13 protein-coding genes, 4 tRNA genes and 1 pseudogene are annotated in these 21492 nt (G+C 61.7%); all 18 read right to left on the bottom strand.

Annotated features, from left to right (window positions below; all coding sequences use genetic code 11):
• Positions 1-30 precede the first annotated feature (30 nt).
• Complete coding sequence (fusA, locus tag H0X91_RS15890; RefSeq protein WP_006482929.1) at positions 31-2133, bottom strand: elongation factor G; 2103 nt, start codon at positions 2131-2133, stop codon at positions 31-33.
• A 123-nt stretch (positions 2134-2256) separates the two neighbouring features.
• Entirely contained in the window at positions 2257-2727 is a 471-nt protein-coding gene (rpsG, locus tag H0X91_RS15885; RefSeq protein WP_006477195.1) for a 30S ribosomal protein S7, read from the bottom strand.
• A 172-nt stretch (positions 2728-2899) separates the two neighbouring features.
• Entirely contained in the window at positions 2900-3280 is a 381-nt protein-coding gene (gene rpsL / locus H0X91_RS15880) for a 30S ribosomal protein S12 (protein WP_006400662.1), read from the bottom strand.
• Between the two features lie 226 nt (positions 3281-3506).
• Positions 3507-5354, bottom strand: coding sequence for a DNA helicase RecQ (recQ, locus tag H0X91_RS15875; protein WP_006493356.1), 1848 nt, complete (start codon positions 5352-5354; stop codon positions 3507-3509).
• A 279-nt stretch (positions 5355-5633) separates the two neighbouring features.
• Positions 5634-9875 carry a DNA-directed RNA polymerase subunit beta' gene (gene rpoC, locus H0X91_RS15870; protein WP_006482896.1) on the bottom strand — a complete coding sequence of 1414 codons (4242 nt, stop codon included), beginning with the start codon at positions 9873-9875 and terminating at the stop codon, positions 5634-5636.
• 21 nt (positions 9876-9896) lie between these two features.
• Complete coding sequence (gene rpoB, locus H0X91_RS15865) at positions 9897-14003, bottom strand: DNA-directed RNA polymerase subunit beta (RefSeq protein WP_006482874.1); 4107 nt, start codon at positions 14001-14003, stop codon at positions 9897-9899.
• Positions 14004-14384: 381 nt separating this feature from the next.
• Positions 14385-14759 carry a 50S ribosomal protein L7/L12 gene (gene rplL, locus H0X91_RS15860; protein ID WP_006482911.1) on the bottom strand — a complete coding sequence of 125 codons (375 nt, stop codon included), beginning with the start codon at positions 14757-14759 and terminating at the stop codon, positions 14385-14387.
• 63 nt (positions 14760-14822) lie between these two features.
• Positions 14823-15320: a 50S ribosomal protein L10 gene (gene rplJ / locus H0X91_RS15855; RefSeq protein WP_006482916.1), complete on the bottom strand. Its 498-nt coding sequence runs from the start codon at positions 15318-15320 to the stop codon at positions 14823-14825.
• A 309-nt stretch (positions 15321-15629) separates the two neighbouring features.
• Positions 15630-16328 (bottom strand): 50S ribosomal protein L1, encoded by a 699-nt coding sequence (rplA, locus tag H0X91_RS15850; RefSeq protein ID WP_006482906.1) that lies wholly within the window; start codon positions 16326-16328, stop codon positions 15630-15632.
• Positions 16329-16760, bottom strand: coding sequence for a 50S ribosomal protein L11 (rplK, locus tag H0X91_RS15845; protein ID WP_006477201.1), 432 nt, complete (start codon positions 16758-16760; stop codon positions 16329-16331).
• 141 nt (positions 16761-16901) lie between these two features.
• On the bottom strand, positions 16902-17459 hold the full coding sequence (gene nusG / locus H0X91_RS15840; protein WP_006400672.1) for a transcription termination/antitermination protein NusG: 558 nt from the start codon (positions 17457-17459) through the stop codon (positions 16902-16904).
• Between the two features lies 1 nt (position 17460).
• Positions 17461-17841 (bottom strand): preprotein translocase subunit SecE, encoded by a 381-nt coding sequence (gene secE, locus H0X91_RS15835; protein WP_034201094.1) that lies wholly within the window; start codon positions 17839-17841, stop codon positions 17461-17463.
• A 42-nt stretch (positions 17842-17883) separates the two neighbouring features.
• Positions 17884-17959 (bottom strand) — tRNA-Trp (locus H0X91_RS15830).
• A 59-nt stretch (positions 17960-18018) separates the two neighbouring features.
• On the bottom strand, positions 18019-19209 hold the full coding sequence (tuf, locus tag H0X91_RS15825; protein ID WP_006482910.1) for an elongation factor Tu: 1191 nt from the start codon (positions 19207-19209) through the stop codon (positions 18019-18021).
• Between the two features lie 66 nt (positions 19210-19275).
• Positions 19276-19350: transfer RNA gene (locus tag H0X91_RS15820), tRNA-Thr, on the bottom strand.
• A gap of 22 nt (positions 19351-19372) precedes the next feature.
• Positions 19373-19446: transfer RNA gene (locus tag H0X91_RS15815), tRNA-Gly, on the bottom strand.
• A 43-nt stretch (positions 19447-19489) separates the two neighbouring features.
• Positions 19490-19575, bottom strand: a tRNA-Tyr gene (locus H0X91_RS15810).
• Between the two features lie 1531 nt (positions 19576-21106).
• Positions 21107-21364 (bottom strand): annotated as a pseudogene (locus H0X91_RS15805) (integrase core domain-containing protein); the annotation flags it as partial.
• Between the last annotated feature and the right edge of the window lie 128 nt (positions 21365-21492).

Genomic DNA, 21492 nt, shown 5'->3' with positions numbered 1-21492 from the left:
TCAAAAAATAATCAGTTGGTAGCTACAGATTTACTTCGACTTCGCGCTGATGATCGCTTCGGCAACGTTGCGCGGAGCTTCAGCGTAGTGCTTGAACTCCATCGTGTACGTTGCACGACCTTGCGTCAGCGAGCGCAGCGACGTCGAGTAGCCGAACATTTCCGACAGCGGCACTTCGGCGCGAACGATCTTGCCGCCGCCAACCATGTCTTCCATGCCCTGGACGATACCGCGACGGCCCGACAGGTCGCCCATCACGTTGCCCATGTAGTCTTCCGGCGTCTCGACTTCGACAGCCATCATCGGCTCGAGGACGACCGGATTCGCCTTGCGCATCGCTTCCTTGAACGCCATCGAACCGGCCATGCGGAACGCGTTTTCGTTCGAGTCAACGTCGTGGTACGAACCGAACGTCAGGTGAACCTTCACGTCGACGACCGGGAAGCCAGCCAGCACGCCCGACTTCAGCGTGTCCTGGATACCCTTGTCGACCGCCGGGATGTATTCACGCGGAATCACACCACCCTTGATCTCGTCGAAGAACTCGTAGCCCTTGCCTTGTTCGTTCGGCTCGAGCGTGATGACCGCGTGACCGTACTGGCCGCGACCACCCGACTGCTTGACGAACTTGCCGTCGACATCCTTCGCCGTCGAACGGATCGTTTCGCGGTACGCAACCTGCGGCTTGCCGACGGTCGCTTCCACGCCGAATTCACGCTTCATCCGGTCGACCAGAATTTCGAGGTGGAGCTCGCCCATGCCCGAAATGATGGTCTGGCCCGACTCTTCGTCGGTCTGCACGCGGAACGACGGGTCTTCCTGAGCCAGACGGTTCAGGGCGAGGCCCATCTTTTCCTGGTCAGCCTTGGTCTTCGGCTCGACCGCCTGCGAAATCACCGGCTCCGGGAACACCATGCGTTCGAGAACGATCGGGTTCGCCGGGTCGCACAGCGTGTCGCCCGTGGTTGCTTCCTTCAGGCCGACCGCAGCAGCGATGTCGCCTGCGCGGACTTCCTTGATTTCTTCACGCTGGTTCGCGTGCATCTGCAGAATACGACCGAGGCGTTCCTTCTTGCCCTTGGTCGAGTTCAGCAGCGTGTCGCCCGAGTTGACGACGCCCGAGTACACACGGAAGAAGATCAGCTGGCCGACGAACGGGTCGGTCATGATCTTGAACGCGAGCGACGAGAACTTCTCTTCGTCCGATGCCTTGCGCTCTGCTTCTTCACCGTTTTCGAGTTCGCCCTTGACCGGCGGGATGTCGACCGGCGACGGCAGGAAGTCGATCACGGCGTCGAGCATACGCTGCACGCCCTTGTTCTTGAACGCGGTACCGCACAGCATCGGCTGGATTTCGCACGCGATCGTACGATCACGCAGCGCCTTGACGATGTCGGCTTCCGGCAGATCGCCTTCTTCCAGGTACTTGTTCATCAGGTCTTCGCTGGCTTCGGCAGCCACTTCGACCATCTTTTCGCGCCATTCCTTGCAGGTCTCCGCGAGCTCGGCCGGGATGTCGACGTAGTCGAACTTCGTGCCTTGCGACGCTTCGTCCCAAATGATCGCCTTCATCTTGATCAGGTCGACGACGCCCTTGAAGTTTTCTTCCGCGCCGATCGGCACCACGACCGGAACCGGGTTCGCCTTCAGGCGCAGACGGAGCTGGTCGTAGACCTTGAAGAAGTTCGCGCCGGTACGGTCCATCTTGTTGACGAACGCGAGACGCGGCACCTTGTACTTGTTCGCCTGACGCCACACCGTTTCCGACTGCGGCTGCACGCCGCCCACTGCGCAGTACACCATGCACGCGCCGTCGAGCACGCGCATCGAACGCTCCACTTCGATCGTGAAGTCGACGTGGCCCGGGGTGTCGATGATGTTGATGCGGTGTTCCGGATAGTTGCCGCCCATGCCCTTCCAGAAGGCCGTGGTAGCAGCGGACGTGATCGTGATGCCACGTTCCTGTTCCTGCTCCATCCAGTCCATCGTGGCTGCGCCGTCGTGGACTTCACCGATCTTGTGGTTCACACCGGTGTAAAACAGAATGCGCTCGGTCGTCGTCGTTTTGCCGGCGTCGATGTGAGCGCTAATACCGATATTGCGGTAGCGCTCGATAGGAGTCTTGCGAGCCACTTTGATCCTCTACTGGGATGACGTGACGCAGCCCTGCTGCATCACGCCTCAACACAAACGGGCGAGGCGCCTGAAAAGCGCACCCGCCCGGAATTTATTTCCGCAAACAGCCCAGCCAGGCGCTTAGAAACGGAAATGCGAGAACGCGCGGTTGGCTTCTGCCATGCGGTGAACTTCGTCGCGCTTCTTCATCGCGCCGCCACGGCCTTCGGCCGCTTCGGAGAGTTCACCTGCCAGGCGCAGGGCCATCGACTTCTCGCTACGCTTCTTCGCAGCCTCACGCAGCCAGCGCATCGCCAATGCCATACGACGCGACGGGCGCACTTCGACCGGAACTTGATAGTTGGCACCACCAACGCGACGGCTCTTCACTTCGACCACCGGCTTCACGTTGTTGAGCGCAACCGTGAACACTTCCAGCGGGTCCTTGCCACCCTTGGTCTGGATTTGTTCGAATGCGCCATAAACGATGCGCTCTGCGACCGACTTCTTGCCGGACAGCATCAGCATGTTCATGAACTTGGCAACATCAACGTTGCCGAACTTCGGATCCGGCAACACTTCCCGCTTGGGGACTTCGCGACGACGCGGCATGATTCTTCCTTTACTTGTTCAGTTGGAGCTGGATTCAGCTCCGCGGCCACCAACAAACCCGATCACATCTTCACGACTAACCAGCTTGGCCGGGTGACCACTTACTCGACAGCACCGGCAATCCGGCACTCCCGCCTTGACCGCCCTGCGGCGATCCCTGATCAAAAACTGCTTACTTGGCAGCCTTTGCACGCTTCGCGCCGTACTTCGAGCGCGCTTGCTTACGGTCCTTGACGCCCTGGGTATCCAGCGAGCCGCGAACCATGTGGTAACGCACACCCGGCAAGTCCTTCACACGGCCGCCGCGGATCAGCACAACCGAGTGTTCCTGCAGGTTGTGGCCTTCACCGCCGATGTACGAAATCACTTCGAAGCCGTTCGTCAGACGAACCTTGGCGACCTTACGGAGTGCCGAGTTCGGCTTCTTCGGCGTCGTCGTGTACACACGGGTGCACACGCCGCGACGCTGGGGGCAGTCCTGCAGGGCCGGGCTCTTGCTCTTCGTCGTTTCCGACTGACGGCCTTTGCGAACCAGTTGGTTGATGGTTGGCATTGTTTATTCCTGAAATTGAACAAAATCTGCACGCCGATTTCGGGCAAAGCGAGAATCGACGCACAGTTGACTTCCGAACCGGCGAATCGGGCGCGAACTATTGAACGCGACTCGGCCCACCGAATACCGGAACCCAGCATGATATTCCGGAAATGCCAACTAAGTCAACGGCTTGCGTGATCTGCCGGCCGATCGCGCGGTTTACGTGAGGGGTCGGAACGCTGTGTCAGGCCGATTCGACGACGTCGATGATCTCGTCGCCGAAGCGCTCGAGCTTGCGCACGCCCATGCCGGGAATGTGGCGCAGGTCGTCGATCGTCTCCGGCGCGTTGCGTGCGATTTCGGCGAGCGTCGCGTCGTGGAAGATCACGTAGGCCGGCACGCCGTCCGTCTTCGCGGTTTCCGCGCGCCATGCGCGCAGCGCGTCCCACCGCGCACGCTCGCGGGCGCCCATGCCGGCCGTCGGGTCGACGCGCGTGCCGCTGCGGCTCGACGACTGGCGGGTGCGCTGCGGCTTCACGTAGCGGCGCAGCGTGACTTTTTCCTCGTTCTTCAGCACGGGCTTCGCGGCCTCGGTCAGCATCAGCGCGCCGAAGCCGCCATGGTCGACCGCCAGGTAGCCGTACGCGACGAGCTGCCGGAAAATCGCGCGCCACTCGGGTTCGGACAGCGCCGCGCCGATGCCGAACGTGCTGAGCTGGTCGTGGCCGCGCTGCAACACCTTTTCGGTACGCCCGCCGCGCAGGATCTCGATCAGGTGGCTCGAACCGAAATTGAAGCCGCTCGCGCGCTGCGCGCGGAACACGCACGACAGCGCCATCTGCGCCTCGCGCGTCGCATCCCACGACGCGGGCGGCTCGAGGCACGTGTCGCAGTTGCCGCACGGCTGGCTCGCCTCGCCGAAGTAGTTCAGCAGCCGCACGCGGCGGCACGAGATCGTCTCGCACAACCCGAGCAGCGCATCGAGCTTCGACGTCTGCACGCGCTTGTGCGCGTCGTCCGCATCGGACTCGTCGATCATCTTGCGTTGCTGGACGACGTCGCCCAGCCCATACGCCATCCACGCGTTCGCGGGCATCCCGTCGCGGCCGGCGCGGCCGGTTTCCTGGTAATAGCCTTCGACGCTCTTCGGCAAATCGAGGTGCGCGACGAAGCGCACGTCGGGCTTGTCGATGCCCATGCCGAACGCGATCGTCGCGCACATCACGATGCCTTCCTCGCGCTGGAACATTTCCTGGTGCTTCTGCCGCACCTCGAATTCCATCCCCGCGTGATACGGCAGCGCGCGCACGCCCTGCGCCTTCAGCCATTCAGCCGTTTCCTCGACCTTGCGGCGCGACAGGCAATAGACGACACCCGCATCGGTCGTGCCGTCGGCATTCGTGTGCTCGGCGCGGATGAAGTCGAGCAGCTGCGCGCGCGCGTTGTCCTTTTCGACGATCCGGTAACGGATGTTCGGACGGTCGAAGCTCGACACGAACACGCGCGCGTCGTCGAGCGCGAGACGATGGATGATCTCGTCGCGCGTGATCGCATCGGCCGTGGCGGTCAGCGCGATGCGCGGCACGGACGGGAAGCGCTCGTGCAGCACCGACAGCTGGATGTATTCCGGGCGGAAATCGTGCCCCCATTGCGACACGCAGTGCGCTTCGTCGATTGCGAACAGGCCGATCTTCGCGCGCTCGAGCAGCTCGAGGAAGCGCCCCGTCATCAAGCGCTCCGGCGCGACGTACAGCAGGTCGATTTCGCCTTCGCGCAGCGCGCGCTCGGTGGCCGCGGCCTCGGCGCCCGACAGCGTCGAATTCAGGTAGGCCGCGCGCACGCCGACTTCGCTCAACGCGGCGACCTGGTCCTGCATCAGCGCGATCAGCGGCGACACGACGATGCCGGCGCCCTGCCCGGCCTCGCGGCGCAGCAGCGCGGGAATCTGGTAGCACAGCGACTTGCCGCCGCCGGTCGGCATCAGCACGAGGCAATCGCCGCCGCCGGCGACGTGCTCGACGATCTCGCCCTGCTGGCCGCGAAAGGCGGAATAACCAAAGACTTCGTCGAGTATTTCGAGGGCGCGGGACATGAATGAGAACTGGGACGGCTAAGCGATGACCGCAATTTTAACAACCCGCTCGCGCGACGCGTGGCGAATCGCGCGATGTTGGCCGTTCGGTCAGGGTTCGTTCGCGTGCATCACGGGCCTGCCGCGGCCGGATCGGACGCGATCGCCGGGCATGTGCCGCGGCGCTGCGCAGGCACGTGATGCGCGTGAACGAAGGATGAAAAAAAACCGCCCGGCAGAACCGGGCGGTTTCGGTGACAGCGATGATAGCAAGGCAACGCGGCTTGCGCCGCCCCGCGCTTACTCGGCTGCCGGGTGTTGCGGCTCTTCCGCCGGCGCGCTCGGCGTGCCGAAGTCGAATGCCTCTTCCGCTGCGATCTGGTCGAAACGCTCGCGATCCGACGATTCCTTCGCCTTGCGTGCCTTGTGGAACGCGAGACCCGTACCGGCCGGAATCAGACGGCCGACGATCACGTTTTCCTTCAGGCCGCGCAGATCGTCGCGCTTGCCCATGATCGCCGCTTCGGTCAGCACGCGGGTCGTTTCCTGGAACGATGCCGCGGAGATGAACGAGTCGGTCGACAGCGATGCCTTCGTGATACCGAGCAGCACGTTGTCGTACGAAGCCGGGCGCTTGCCCTCGGCGATCATGCGATCGTTCTCGTCCAGCATGTCGGAACGTTCGACCTGTTCGCCCGGGATGAAGCGCGTATCACCGTTGTCGGTGATCTGCACACGACGCAGCATCTGGCGAACGATCACCTCGATGTGCTTGTCGTTGATCTTCACGCCCTGCAGACGGTACACGTCCTGCACTTCGTCGACGATGTAGCGCGACAGCGCCTCGATACCCTGCAGACGCAGGATGTCGTGCGGATCGGCCGGACCGTCCACGATCATTTCGCCCTTGTTGACGACCTGTGCATCGTGAACCAGAACCTGCTTTTCCTTCGCGATCAGGAACTCGTGCTGGTTGCCCTCGAGGTCCGTGATGACGAGACGCTGCTTGCCCTTCGTGTCCTTGCCGAACGACGTCGTACCGGTGACTTCCGCGAGAATGCCGGCATCCTTCGGGGAACGCGCTTCGAACAGTTCCGCCACCCGCGGCAGACCGCCGGTAATGTCACGCGTCTTCTGCGCTTCCGTCGGGATACGTGCGAGCACTTCACCGACCTGCACCTGCTGACCATCCTTCACGGTGATCAGTGCGCCGACCTGGAAGCCGATCTGCACTGCGTGCTCCGTGCCCGGAATCTTCACTTCCTCGCCGTTCGCGTCGAGCAGCTTCACCTGCGGACGCACGCTCTTCGAAGCCTGCGAACCGCGGCGCTTCACGTCGATCACGACCAGCGTCGACAGGCCGGTCACGTCGTCGATCTGCTTCGCGACGGTCACGCCTTCCTCGACGTTCTCGAACTTCACCGTACCACCGTACTCGGTGATGATCGGGCGCGTCAGCGGATCCCACGTGGCGAGCTGCGTGCCGGCCTTGATGGTCGCGCCGTCGAGCTGCAGCAGCGTCGCGCCGTACGGCACTTTGTGACGCTCGCGCTCGCGACCGAAGTCGTCGGTGATCATCGCTTCGCCCGAACGGGAAATGACGATCTGCTCGCCCTTCGCGTTCGTGACGTAGCGCATCGTCGCCGTGAAGCGGACGATACCGTTGCTCTTCGCTTCGACCGACGAAGCCACTGCCGCACGCGATGCCGCACCACCGATGTGGAACGTACGCATCGTCAGCTGCGTGCCCGGTTCACCGATCGATTGCGCCGCGATCACGCCGACTGCTTCGCCGACGTTCACGAGCGAGCCGCGGCCGAGGTCGCGGCCGTAGCAGGCTGCGCACAGGCCGTAACGCGTTTCGCAGGTCAGCGGCGTGCGCACGCGCACTTCGTCGATGCCGAGGCGTTCGATTTCCTCGACCGCCGTTTCGTCGAGCAGCGTGCCCGATTCGTACAGCGTTTCCTGCGTTTCCGGATTCACGACGTCCGCGACCGCGACGCGGCCGAGGATACGGTCGCGCAGCGCTTCGACGACTTCACCGCCTTCGACCAGCGCCTTCATCGCCACGCCGTTCGACGTGCCGCAATCGTCTTCCACCACGACCAGATCCTGCGTGACGTCGACCAGACGACGCGTCAGGTAACCCGAGTTCGCGGTCTTCAGTGCCGTATCAGCCAGACCCTTACGTGCACCGTGGGTCGAGATGAAGTACTGCAACACGTTCAGACCTTCGCGGAAGTTCGCGGTAATCGGCGTCTCGATAATCGAGCCGTCCGGCTTCGCCATCAGGCCTCGCATACCAGCCAGCTGACGAATCTGAACCGCCGAACCCCGGGCGCCCGAGTCGGCCATCATGTAGATCGAGTTGAACGACTCCTGGCGCGTCTCGTTGCCGTCGCGATCGATCACCGGCTCCGTCGACAGCTGCTCCATCATCGCCTTGCCGACCGCTTCCGACGTCGCCGACCAGATGTCGACCACGTTGTTGTAGCGTTCCTGCGCGGTGACGAGACCCGACATGTACTGGCGGTCGTACTCCTTCACCTTCTTCGCGGCGTCGCCGACGATCGTTTCCTTCTGCGGCGGCACGAGCATGTCGTCCACGCAGATCGAGATGCCGGCACGCGTTGCGAGACGGAAACCCGACTGCATCAGCTGGTCGGCGAACACCACCGTCGCGCGCAGACCGCACTTGCGGAATGCCGTGTTGATCAGGCGCGAGATTTCCTTCTTCTTCAGCGGCTTGTTCAGCACCGAGAACGGCAGGCCGTGCGGCAGGATCTCCGACAGGATCGCGCGGCCGACGGTCGTCGCGTACAGCGTGATCTTCGGCACGAATTCCGGCGCGCCTTCCGACGTGTCCTCGTTGCGGACCATTTCGGTGATCCGCACGTTGACGCGCGAGGCCAGCTCGACTTCCTTGTTCTCGTACGCGCGGATGACTTCCGACACGCCCGTGAACGACAGGCCTTCGCCCTTGCCGTTGATCGCTTCGCGGGTCGCGTAGTACAGACCCAGCACGATATCCTGCGACGGCACGATCGACGGATCGCCGTTGGCCGGGAACAGCACGTTGTTCGACGCGAGCATCAGCGTGCGCGCTTCCATCTGCGCTTCGAGCGACAGCGGCACGTGAACGGCCATCTGGTCACCGTCGAAGTCGGCGTTGAACGCCGCGCAGACGAGCGGGTGCAGCTGGATTGCCTTGCCTTCGATCAGCACCGGCTCGAACGCCTGGATACCGAGACGGTGCAGCGTCGGCGCACGGTTCAGCATCACCGGGTGCTCGCGGATCACCTCTTCGAGGATGTCCCACACCACCGGCGTCTGGTTCTCGACTTCCTTCTTCGCAGCCTTGATGGTCGTAGCTACCCCCATCACTTCCAGCTTGTTGAAGATGAACGGCTTGAACAGCTCGAGCGCCATCAGCTTCGGCAGGCCGCACTGGTGCAGCTTCAGCGTCGGGCCGACCACGATGACCGAACGGCCCGAGTAGTCGACGCGCTTGCCCAGCAGGTTCTGACGGAAACGACCGCCCTTGCCCTTGATCATGTCGGCGAGCGACTTCAGCGGACGCTTGTTCGCGCCCGTCATCGCCTTGCCGCGACGACCGTTGTCGAGCAGCGAGTCGACGGCTTCCTGCAGCATCCGCTTTTCGTTGCGGACGATGATTTCAGGCGCCTTCAGCTCGAGCAGACGCTTCAACCGGTTGTTACGGTTGATCACGCGGCGATACAGGTCGTTCAGGTCCGACGTCGCGAAACGGCCGCCGTCCAGCGGCACGAGCGGACGCAGTTCCGGCGGCAGCACCGGCAGCACTTCGAGGATCATCCACTCGGGCTTGATGCCCGAACGCTGGAATGCCTCGAGGACCTTCAGGCGCTTCGCGTACTTCTTGATCTTCGCTTCCGAGCCCGTGTTCTTCAGCTCGGTGCGCAGCGTCTCGACCTGCTCGTCGATGTTGATCGCGCGCAGCAGTTCACGCACGCCTTCCGCGCCCATTTCGGCACGGAATTCGTCGCCGTATTCCTCGACCTTGTTGTAGTAATCCTCCTCGGTCATGATCTGCCGCGCCTTCAGCGGCGTCATGCCCGGTTCGATCACCACGTACGCTTCGAAGTACAGCACGCGTTCGATGTCGCGCAGCGTCATGTCGAGCACCATGCCCAGACGCGACGGCAGCGACTTCAGGAACCAGATGTGCGCGACCGGCGAGGCCAGCTCGATGTGGCCCATCCGTTCGCGACGCACCTTCGCCAGCGTCACTTCGACGCCGCACTTCTCGCAGATCACGCCGCGGTGCTTCAGGCGCTTGTACTTGCCGCACAGGCACTCGTAGTCCTTGATCGGCCCGAAGATCTTCGCGCAGAACAGACCATCGCGTTCCGGCTTGAACGTACGGTAGTTGATGGTCTCCGGCTTCTTCACTTCGCCGAACGACCACGAACGGATCTTGTCGGGCGAGGCCAGACCGATCTTGATCGCGTCGAAAACTTCTTCCTGTTGGACTTGCTTGAATAGATCGAGCAGAGCTTTCATTGCTTTCTCTCCGTAGTCCGATTAATTGCGGTCGAGATCGATATCGATACCGAGCGAGCGGATTTCCTTCACGAGCACGTTGAAGGATTCCGGCATGCCTGCATCGATCACGTGGTCGCCCTTGACGAGGTTTTCGTACACCTTCGTCCGGCCGGTCACGTCGTCCGACTTCACCGTCAGCATTTCCTGCAGCACGTAGGACGCGCCGTACGCTTCGAGTGCCCACACTTCCATTTCACCGAAACGCTGGCCACCGAACTGCGCCTTACCACCCAGCGGCTGCTGCGTGACGAGCGAGTACGGGCCGGTCGAACGCGCGTGCATCTTGTCGTCGACCAGGTGGTGCAGCTTCAGGTAGTGCATGTAGCCGAGCGTCACGCGACGTTCGAACATTTCACCCGTGCGGCCGTCGTACAGACGGACCTGGTTCTTCGACGGGTTCATGCCGAGCTGTTCGGCGATGTCGTCCGGGAACGCGAGGTCGAGCATCTTGCCCATTTCTTCCTCGGTCGCACCGTCGAACACCGGCGTCGCGAACGGCACGCCTTCGCGCAGGTTCTTCGCGAGTTCGAGGATCTCGTCGTCGGTGAAGCTTTCCAGATCTTCCTGGCGGCCCGACTCGTTGTAGATCTTCGTCAGGAACGTGCGCAGTTCCTCGATCTTCGCCTGACGCTGCAGCATTTCGCCGATACGCCAGCCGAGGCCCTTCGCGGCCCAGCCGAGGTGCACTTCCAGAACCTGACCCACGTTCATCCGCGACGGCACGCCGAGCGGGTTCAGCACGACGTCTGCCGGACGGCCATCGGCCATGTACGGCATGTCTTCGATCGGGACGATCTTCGACACGACACCCTTGTTACCGTGACGGCCTGCCATCTTGTCGCCAGGCTGCAGACGGCGCTTCACCGCGAGGTACACCTTGACCATCTTCAGCACGCCCGGCGGCAGTTCGTCGCCTTGCGTGAGCTTCTTGCGCTTTTCTTCGAACGCGAGATCGAACTGGTGACGCTTCTCTTCGATCGAGTTCTTGATCGCTTCGAGCGATGCCGCTGCTTCGTCGTCCGCGAGGCGGATGTCGAACCAGTGGTAGTGGTCGAGATCTTCCAGGTAAGCCTGGTCGATCTTCGTGCCCTTCGCGAGCTTCTTCGGACCGCCGTTCGCGACCTTGCCCACGAGCATGCGGGCGAGACGCTGGAATGCGTCGCCTTCCACGATGCGCAGCTGGTCGTTCAGGTCGAGACGGTAGCGCTTCAGTTCGTCGTCGATGATCTGTTGCGCACGCTTGTCGCGCTGGATGCCTTCACGCGTGAACACCTGGACGTCGATCACGGTGCCGCTCATGCCCGACGGCACGCGCAGCGACGTGTCCTTCACGTCCGAAGCCTTCTCGCCGAAGATCGCGCGCAGCAGCTTCTCTTCCGGCGTCAGCTGGGTCTCGCCCTTCGGCGTGACCTTGCCGACCAGCACGTCGCCTGCTTCGACTTCAGCACCGATGTACACGATGCCCGATTCGTCGAGACGGCCGAGCTGGACTTCCGCCAGGTTCGAGATGTCGCGCGTGATTTCTTCCGGCCCGAGCTTCGTGTCGCGTGCAACGACGTTCAGCTCTTCGATGTGGATCGACGTGTAGCGATCGTCCGCGACCACCTTCTCCGAGATCAGGATCGAATCCTCGAAGTTGTAGCCGTTCCACGGCATGAACGCGATCAGCATGTTCTGGCCGAGCGCGAGCTCGCCCAGGTCCGTCGAGGCGCCGTCGGCCAGCACGTCGCCGCGCGAGACCTTGTCGCCCATCTTCACGATCGGACGCTGGTTGATGTTCGTGTTCTGGTTCGAACGCGTGTACTTGATCAGGTTGTAGATGTCGACACCGACTTCACCCGCGACTGCTTCGTCGTCGTTCACGCGAATCACGATACGGCCTGCGTCGACGTAGTCGACCACACCGCCGCGGAACGCCTGGACCGTCGTACCCGAGTCGACCGCGCAGGTGCGCTCGATGCCCGTACCGACGACCGGCTTTTCCGGACGCAGACACGGCACGGCCTGACGCTGCATGTTCGAGCCCATCAGCGCGCGGTTCGCGTCATCGTGCTCGAGGAACGGAATCAGCGATGCGGCCACCGACACGATCTGCGACGGCGCGACGTCCATGTACTGGATACGGTCCGGCGTGACCATCATCGTTTCGCCGGCTTCGCGCGACGACACGAGTTCGTCGATGAGTCGGCCGTCTTCGTCGATCGCGGCGTTCGCCTGAGCGATCATGTAGCGGCCTTCCTCGATCGCCGACAGGTAGTCGATCTGATCGGTCACCTTGCTGTCCACGACCTTGCGGTACGGCGTCTCGAGGAAGCCGTACTCGTTCAGGTGCGCGTACAGCGCGAGCGAGTTGATCAGGCCGATGTTCGGACCTTCCGGCGTTTCGATCGGGCACACGCGGCCGTAGTGGGTCGGGTGCACGTCGCGGACTTCGAAGCCTGCGCGTTCGCGCGTCAGACCGCCCGGGCCCAGTGCGGAAACACGGCGCTTGTGCGTGATTTCCGACAGCGGGTTGGTCTGGTCCATGAACTGCGACAGCTGCGACGAGCCGAAGAACTCGCGAATCGCCGACGAAATCGGCTTCGAGTTGATCAGGTCGTGCGGCATCAGGTTTTCGCTTTCGGCCTGGCCGAGGCGTTCCTTGACCGCGCGCTCGACACGCACGAGACCGGCGCGGAACTGGTTTTCCGCCAGTTCGCCGACGCAACGCACGCGACGGTTGCCGAGGTGGTCGATGTCGTCCACTTCGCCCTTGCCGTTGCGCAGCTCGACGAGGATCTTGATCGTCGCGAGGATGTCGTCGTCCTGCAGCGTCATCGGGCCGACGATCTCGTCACGGCCGACGCGGCGGTTGAACTTCATGCGGCCGACCTTCGACAGGTCGTACGCTTCTTCGCTGTAGAACAGACGGTTGAACAGGGCCTCGACCGCTTCTTCGGTCGGCGGCTCGCCCGGACGCATCATGCGGTAGATCGCGATGCGCGCGGCCGTCTTGTCGGTCGTTTCGTCGACACGCAGCGTCGACGAGATGTACGGGCCCTGATCCAGATCGTTCGTGTAGAGCGTCTGGATGTCCTTGATGCCCGCTTCGCGCAGCTTCTCGAGCACGCTTTCCGTGACTTCGTCGTTCGCGCTCGCGATCACTTCGCCGGTGTCGCCGTCGACGACGTTCTTCGCCAGCACGCGGCCGAGCAGATAGTCTTCCGGCACCGAGATGAACTTGGTCTTCGCGGCTTCGAGGTCGCGAATGTGCTTCGCGTTGATCCGCTTGTCCTTCTGGACGATGACCTTGCCATCACGATCCGTGATGTCGAAACGCGCGACTTCACCACGCAGGCGCTCGGGCACGAACTCGAGTTGCGCGCCTTCGTCCATCAGCGTGAAATTGTCGAACACGAAGAAGTTCGCGAGGATCTGTTCCGGCGTCAGGCCGATGGCCTTCAGCAGGATCGTGACCGGCATCTTGCGGCGACGGTCGACGCGGAAGTACAGGATGTCCTTCGGATCGAATTCGAAGTCGAGCCACGAACCGCGGTACGGAATGATCCGTGCCGAGAACAGCAGCTTGCCCGAGCTGTGCGTCTTGCCCTTGTCGTGTTCGAAGAACACGCCAGGCGAACGATGCAGCTGCGAGACGATGACACGCTCGGTGCCGTTGATGACGAACGAGCCCGTCGGCGTCATGAGCGGAATTTCGCCCATGTACACTTCCTGCTCCTTCACTTCCTTGACGACCGGCTTGTTCGGCGATTCCTTGTCGAGGATGACGAGGCGGACCTTCGCGCGCAGCGCGGAGCAGTACGTCAGGCCTCGCTGCTGGCATTCCTTGATGTTGAATGCCGGCGAGGACAGCGCATAGCTCACGAACTCGAGGCGCGCGAAACCGTTGTGCGAAACAATGGGAAATACCGACGTGAACGCGGCCTGCAAACCCTCGGGCTTACGTTGCGTCGCGGGCACATCGGCTTGCAGAAACGTGCTGAATGATTCAAGCTGAGTAGCCAGCAAGAACGGAACTTGGTGAACGATGGGGCGCTTCGCGAAACTCTTGCGAATGCGCTTCTTCTCGGTGAAGGAATATTGCATACGATCTCCGAATCACGGCGGGTGCTATCGAGGCGGAATACCTGGACGTTTCAAACCCGAGTGTTCACCGACTGAGACCCGATGGCCGTTCGACGGCTTGAACGAGCCGAGAAGCTTGGTGGTTGGCCGCTACCAACCGCTGGCTGACGGCAGCGGATGCCTGTGTTGCCCGCTACCCGACCAAACTTGCCTTCTGCAGTCGCTTCAGAAGACAAAGAGAACCGCCAATCGTGCGTGATTCATCACAACGATCAGGCGGTTTTCTTTGGCTTCTGGGGCCGATTATTCGGGCTCCCGAATGAGTGCCAGAATAACGTCCCCACAAAGCACAAAAAGGCCGGCGGTGAAAATACCGCCAGCCTTCGCACAGCGCGCCGAAACTTACTTGACTTCGACCTTCGCGCCAGCTTCTTCCAGCTTCTTCTTGGCTTCTTCAGCAGCAGCCTTGTCGACGCCTTCCTTGATGGGCTTCGGTGCACCGTCAACCAGGTCCTTCGCTTCCTTCAGGCCCAGGCCCGTCAGTTCGCGAACGGCCTTGATGACCGAAACCTTGTTGGCGCCGGCTTCAGCCAGGACGACCGTGAATTCGGTCTTCTCTTCTGCAGCAGCAGCAGCGCCGCCGCCTGCCGGGCCAGCGACTGCCACTGCAGCTGCCGACACGCCAAACTTCTCTTCGAACGCCTTGACCAGTTCGTTCAGTTCCAGAACGGTCATCCCTTCGACTGCTGCCAGGATGTCTTCTTTTGCGATTGCCATTTGAAATACTCCTAAATTGAATTCGGATACAGCCAGCGATCAGTAACGCTGATGCACGTTCGCTTATGCAGCTTCCGCTTGCTTCTTCTCGGCCAGCGCGGCCAGAGCACGCGCGAAGCCCGAAACAGGCGCTTGCATAACGAACAGCAGCTTCGAGAGCAGTTCTTCGCGGCTCGGGATGCTTGCCAGCGCTTGCACGCCAGCCTTGTCCATCACCTTGCCATCGAACGAACCAGCCTTGATGACCAACTTGTCATTGCTCTTGCTGAAGTCGTTGACGACCTTAGCAGCAGCAATTGCATCTTCCGAGATGCCGTAGATCAACGGACCAGTCATCTGCTCTGCCAGCGGAGCAAACGGCGTACCTTCGACGGCGCGACGCGCCAGCGTGTTCTTCAACACGCGCAGGTAAACCTTTTGCTCACGCGCTTGCGCGCGCAGCTTGGTCAGATCGCCAACCGCAATTCCACGATACTCAGCCAGCACAACGGTCTGGGCCTTCGCGACTTGCGCGGAAACCTCAGCGACGACGGCTTGCTTGTCTTCTCTATTAAGCGGCACGGTTAGCCTCCAGAAACGATACGTTCGGCATGGCCGGCATGGCCGAAACCTCACGTACCTCGTTCAACAACGGCGTCCGACCTCGTTAGGAGTATTTCCACCTCACGCCGCGAATCGCTTCGCGGCCTGCGGCTTCACCACTGCAAAACTTTTTCGGGTTCGCCATCTGCGTTGGCTTGAATTAAGGGGATCACCCGACTGCTGCGCCCCACCAACGGTCTTTGATAACCGGTTGTCCGCCCTGCTGCACGAACAACCGCCCAAAGCCCATGTGGGCCGCTTCGCGAACGAAACGGTCCGAATACTTGCTTACTGTGCTGCCAGCGTAGCCTGGTCGACACGCACGCCGACGCCCATCGTGCTCGACAGTGCGATCTTGCGCAGGTACACGCCCTTGCTCGTTGCCGGCTTTGCCTTCTGCAGCGCTTCGATCAGCGCCGACAGGTTCGAACGCAGCGCGGTCGGCTCGAACGATGCACGGCCGATGGTCGCGTGGATGATACCGGCCTTGTCGACACGGAATTGCACCTGACCAGCCTTCGCGTTCTTGACGGCGGTGGCGACGTCCGGCGTGACCGTACCGACCTTCGGGTTCGGCATCAGGCCGCGCGGGCCGAGGATCTGGCCGAGCGTACCGACGATACGCATCGTGTCCGGCGAAGCGATCACGATGTCGAAGTCCATCTGGCCAGCCTTGATCTGCTCAGCCAGGTCTTCCATACCGACGATTTCCGCGCCTGCTGCACGAGCCTGCTCGGCCTTTTCGCCTTGCGCGAACACGGCAACGCGAACCGACTTGCCCGTACCTGCCGGCAGAACGACCGAACCACGAACGACCTGGTCCGACTTCTTCGCATCGATGCCGAGCTGGACTGCGACGTCGATCGACTCGTCGAACTTCGCGCTCGCGCATTCCTTCACGAGGCTCAGTGCGTCTTCGATCGCGTACAGCTTCTGACGGTCGACCTTGGCGGCAAATGCCTGACGGCGCTTGGAGATCTTAGCCATTTACACGCCCTCCACAGTGATACCCATCGAGCGTGCGCTACCAGCGATGGTGCGAACGGCTGCGTCCAGATCAGCTGCCGTAAGGTCCGGCATCTTGGTCTTCGCGATTTCTTCGGCTTGAGCGCGCGTGATCGAACCGACCTTGTCGGTGTGCGGCTTGCTCGAGCCCTTGTCCACCTTCGCCGCCTTCTTGATCAGGACGGTCGCCGGCGGCGTCTTCATCACGAACGTGAAGCTCTTGTCAGCGAATGCCGTGATGACCACCGGCACCGGCAGACCCGGCTCCATGCCTTGAGTCTGCGCGTTGAACGCCTTGCAGAACTCCATGATGTTCAGACCGCGCTGGCCCAGTGCCGGACCGACCGGCGGCGACGGGTTGGCTTTACCTGCAGGGATCTGCAGCTTGATAAAGCCGATAATCTTCTTTGCCATTTGAAACCTCATTGGAACGCCGGAGAAGGCGTTCGGTGAGTGATAACGCGCTTTCGCCGCTGGCTACTGACGCTCCTCAACGACCATGACGCGGGCCGTAAGCGCGAAGGTGGGCAGCCGAGGCTGCCCACCGAATCGGGATCAAACTTTTTCGACCTGGCCGAATTCGAGTTCGACCGGGGTGGATCGGCCAAAAATCGTGACCGACACACGCACACGCGATTTTTCGTAGTTGACTTCTTCGACGGTGCCGTTGAAGTCCGTGAACGGGCCTTCCTTGACGCGCACCATCTCGCCGACTTCGAACAGGGTCTTCGGGCGCGGCTTTTCGACGCCTTCCTGCATCTGCGACATGATCTTCTCGACTTCCTTCGGGGAAATCGGGGTCGGGCGGTTACGCGCACCGCCGACGAAACCGGTGACCTTCGCCGTGTTCTTCACGAGGTGCCACGTTTCGTCCGTCATTTCCATTTCCACCAGCACGTAGCCGGGGAAGAAACGACGCTCGGTCACTGCCTTGTGGCCGCCTTTGACTTCGACCACTTCTTCGGTCGGGACCAGGATCTGACCGAATTTGTCCTGCATGCCAGCACGTTCGATGCGCTCCTGAAGCGCACGTTGCACGCTCTTCTCCATACCGGAGTAGGCGTGCACGACGTACCAACGCTTTCCGCTCGGGGATGCCGGAGTATCGCTCATATCATTTCCAACCCAGAATCGCCGAGAAAATCACCCATTCGATCGATTTGTCGCTCAACCAGAGGAAAATCGCCATCACGAGCACGAAACCGAACACGACGAGTGTGGTTTGCGTTGCTTCCTTGCGGGTGGGCCATACGACCTTCCGGACTTCCTTGTACGAATCCTTGGCAAACGCGATGAGGCTCTTGCCAGGGGCGGACATCAGCCCGACGGCCACGCCGGCGATGATACCTACCGCCAACGCGGCACCGCGGACATACCACTGCTGATTGGACAGCCAGAAGAAGCCCACGAATCCGGCCAACACCAGCAATACGCCCAGGGCCAGCATCAGCTTATCGCCGGAGGTATTTACAGTTTCGACGGATGGATTCGCCATAACACCTTAAAACAAATGCCACGTGGGACACGTGGCGATTTTTGGCAGGGGCAGAGGGAATCGAACCCCCAACCTTCGGTTTTGGAGACCGACGCTCTGCCAGTTGAGCTATACCCCTAAACCATGTTGGGGCCGGCTGATGCCAGCCCCAAAACTGTCGATCAACGAATAACTGGCTTACTCGATGATCTTGGCGACGACGCCGGCGCCGACCGTACGGCCGCCTTCGCGGATCGCGAAGCGCAGACCTTCTTCCATCGCGATCGGAGCGATCAGCTTCACCGTGATCGACACGTTGTCGCCCGGCATCACCATTTCCTTGTCCTTCGGCAGCTCGATCGAGCCCGTCACGTCCGTCGTACGGAAGTAGAACTGCGGACGGTAGTTGTTGAAGAACGGCGTGTGACGGCCGCCTTCGTCCTTGCTCAGCACATACACTTCAGCCGTGAAGTGCGTGTGCGGCGTGATCGAACCCGGCTTCGCCAGAACCTGGCCACGCTCCACGTCTTCACGCTTCGTGCCGCGCAGCAGGATACCCACGTTGTCGCCTGCCTGACCTTGGTCCAGCAGCTTGCGGAACATTTCAACGCCCGTGCAGGTCGTCTTCACCGTCGGCTTGATACCGACGATTTCGATTTCCTCGCCGACCTTCACGATGCCGCGCTCGACACGACCCGTCACCACCGTACCACGGCCCGAGATCGAGAACACGTCTTCCACCGGCATCAGGAACGCGCCGTCAACTGCACGCTCCGGCGTCGGGATGTACGTGTCCAGCGCGTCGGCCAGGCTCATGATCGCCACTTCGCCCAGCTCGCCCGTGTCGCCTTCCAGCGCCAGCTTCGCCGAACCCTTCACGATCGGCGTGTCGTCGCCCGGGAAGTCGTACTTCGACAGCAGTTCGCGAACTTCCATCTCGACCAGCTCGAGCAGTTCAGCGTCGTCCACCATGTCGCACTTGTTCAGGAACACGATGATGTACGGAACGCCAACCTGACGCGCCAGCAGGATGTGCTCACGCGTTTGCGGCATCGGGCCGTCTGCTGCCGAGCAAACCAGGATCGCGCCGTCCATCTGCGCCGCGCCCGTGATCATGTTCTTCACATAGTCAGCGTGGCCCGGGCAGTCGACGTGTGCGTAGTGGCGGTTAGCCGTTTCGTACTCGACGTGTGCCGTGTTGATCGTGATGCCGCGCGCCTTTTCTTCCGGTGCCGCGTCGATCTGGTCGTATGCCTTCGCTTCGCCGCCGAACTTCTTCGTCAGAACCGTCGTGATCGCTGCCGTCAGCGTCGTCTTGCCGTGGTCAACGTGACCAATCGTACCAACGTTCACGTGCGGCTTGGTCCGCTCAAACTTTTCCTTGGCCATTTTCAACTCCCAAAAGGAATTTCACAGGTTGCGCCGCGCGCAAACAAGACACTGACTTTTTACTGCTGGTGCCCATGGGCAGGATCGAACTGCCGACCTCTCCCTTACCAAGGGAGTGCTCTACCACTGAGCCACATGGGCGCTACGCTTCAACTTAGCGGTCTGGAGCGGGTGAAGGGAATCGAACCCTCGTCGTAAGCTTGGAAGGCTTCTGCTCTACCATTGAGCTACACCCGCACGGGCCACTAACGATTCCTTACCGCTCACTGCGCTGATATCTTGGTGGAGGAGGTTGGATTCGAACCAACGTAGGCGTAAGCCAACAGATTTACAGTCTGCCCCCTTTAGCCACTCGGGCACCCCTCCGTAGAGAACTGACGATTATGGGGGTGCATCGCACTCCTGTCAAGCACATCCGGAAGATTATTTTCACTTTCTTCCCGACTCCTGCTTCCCGCCGATCCCCGCCCTTGCCCGGCTAAGGCAAGCGCGAGATGTTGCCGACCGGCGCCACATCTTCGTCAGACTCCGCCTTCAGCGCGGATCTGCATCTGCGCTAAAAACGAAAGACCGCCATCATACGGCCTCTTTCGCACAATGCCAAGCGGGTAGACACAAAATTTCGGCAAATTTCGTGCCGGGCGTGTTCGGCCAGCCGGGCGTCGGGGGTTCACGGGAGGTTCGTCAGCGCTTCTTGCAGGAAATAGCGGCTTTGCAGCGGGCACTGCAGGCTGCCTGCCCCGATCCAGGCCAACATGGGGACAAATGCTTTCGCGCCCCCTTCCGCAATCGGGGCGAACCGGCCTCACATTGCCGAATTCGATCACCCTGTTGCGTTCGACGACTTTCCCGGGGGCACGATATCGTCCCGAATCGCCGGCCTCCCTCCGGTGCCCATCTCCACGCGCCAGCCTGCTTCCTTCATATGCCGCGCTTGCTCTGTAACGGCATTCCTTTGTGATGCAGCGACATGCCGCGGCTTCGGCAGACGCTTGGTGCCCGCTCGAGGCCGATCAGGACGATTCGACAGCCAGCATGACTCTCGGCTGCACCGCCGTTACCGGCGCCGTGCTCCGCGGTTGGGGAGCATCAACGATTGCAGCCCGCGCTCGATTCCTTGATGTGTGGGTCGGCACGCGCCGGCTCTCTCGCGGCACAACAGCGGAATCGGGAAGCGATGGCTCGATGCCGTCTCGAGGGATGAACGCGACGGTTCTGCACGTCCCGCTGCCCTGCTTGCGCGCGCTGCTGGCGACGCGTGCCCTGGTCCAAGCCTCTCTCTGGCCTTGCTACCGCCGCGTCGAACGTTCCGCCGGCCGGCATCGCTGTGTCTCGTCGTGCAAACCGCTCAGCATCAGCATCGAATCGGCATCGCGGCGAATCTTCGGCGTACATCGAGACATCACAACTGTTCGTACGGTGCCCGCCACGTCCAGCTGCGCTCCCAATGTCGGCGCCGCGCTCCACGGATGAGCCGCCGTCACGCCACACGCTCCCAAAGACATTGGAAAGCGAATAGATGGCGCAGGAGCGTCGACATCCGACGTGCGCTGCCCGGCAGTGTTCGAGCTGCCCCGGACTCACGACCGGAACACGACACTGCAGCCTCCATCTGCGGGAGACTCTCTGCCCGGCGATCCGAATACGGTACGCACAAAACGCGCTCTAGGCGTCGACGCCGACAGCACATCCTTCACATCGATGGGAAAAGGCCTAGGCCACGGAGGTGAGGCTACCTATCCGCTTATCGGGGAAATTTACGCGTTACCGAACGATCAAGGGGTGACCGTCGAGAAGAATCGCACCGCTTTTTGATCGTCTTTGGCCCCGCGATACGCACACGGCTCGGCGGACCGTCGACCGCGACTCAAGCGTAGATCGCGGCCCGATGTAGTGGTCAACTGATCCCGGACACTGCGTTAAGTTTTTCTTCCGCAACCGCCGGCGCCAGTCCGTCATTGAACTGATGCGGCCGTATCCAGTTGTACCGGTGCATCAGGTAGTGGCTGATGTCCCGGTGTGCCTCCTGCGCCGACATGTAGCCCACTGACGGTAGCCATTCGGTCTTGAAGCTGCGGAACAGCCTCTCCATCGGGGAGTTATCCCAACAATTTCCTCGACGGCTCATGCTCTGCTGTATCCGATAGCGCCAGAGGTGTCAACCTCGGCCGTAATTTCCCCAGAAGTGTCGAAGTAAAATTCCCCACCCTGTTCGGACGGTGATCAACCGGCGACGTGATCGAATGGGTTCCTTCGGGGGCGGCCCGGGCGCCGGCGAGCCGG

Source organism: Burkholderia sp. 9777_1386 (assembly GCF_015712265.1).
Taxonomy (GTDB): Bacteria; Pseudomonadota; Gammaproteobacteria; order Burkholderiales; family Burkholderiaceae; genus Burkholderia; species Burkholderia cenocepacia.
This window is presented reverse-complemented; position numbering and strand designations above follow the sequence as displayed.

Coding starts and splice junctions, on each gene's coding strand:
- rpoC (WP_006482896.1), bottom strand. CDS start 9,875: ATGAAAGCTCTGCTCGATCTATTCAAGCAAGTCCAACAGGAAGAAGTT.
- tuf (WP_006482910.1), bottom strand. CDS start 19,209: ATGGCCAAGGAAAAGTTTGAGCGGACCAAGCCGCACGTGAACGTTGGT.
- rplA (WP_006482906.1), bottom strand. CDS start 16,328: ATGGCTAAGATCTCCAAGCGCCGTCAGGCATTTGCCGCCAAGGTCGAC.
- rplL (WP_006482911.1), bottom strand. CDS start 14,759: ATGGCAATCGCAAAAGAAGACATCCTGGCAGCAGTCGAAGGGATGACC.
- rpoB (WP_006482874.1), bottom strand. CDS start 14,003: ATGCAATATTCCTTCACCGAGAAGAAGCGCATTCGCAAGAGTTTCGCG.
- secE (WP_034201094.1), bottom strand. CDS start 17,841: ATGGCGAATCCATCCGTCGAAACTGTAAATACCTCCGGCGATAAGCTG.
- recQ (WP_006493356.1), bottom strand. CDS start 5,354: ATGTCCCGCGCCCTCGAAATACTCGACGAAGTCTTTGGTTATTCCGCC.
- rplK (WP_006477201.1), bottom strand. CDS start 16,760: ATGGCAAAGAAGATTATCGGCTTTATCAAGCTGCAGATCCCTGCAGGT.
- rpsG (WP_006477195.1), bottom strand. CDS start 2,727: ATGCCGCGTCGTCGCGAAGTCCCCAAGCGGGAAGTGTTGCCGGATCCG.
- nusG (WP_006400672.1), bottom strand. CDS start 17,459: ATGAGCGATACTCCGGCATCCCCGAGCGGAAAGCGTTGGTACGTCGTG.
- rpsL (WP_006400662.1), bottom strand. CDS start 3,280: ATGCCAACCATCAACCAACTGGTTCGCAAAGGCCGTCAGTCGGAAACG.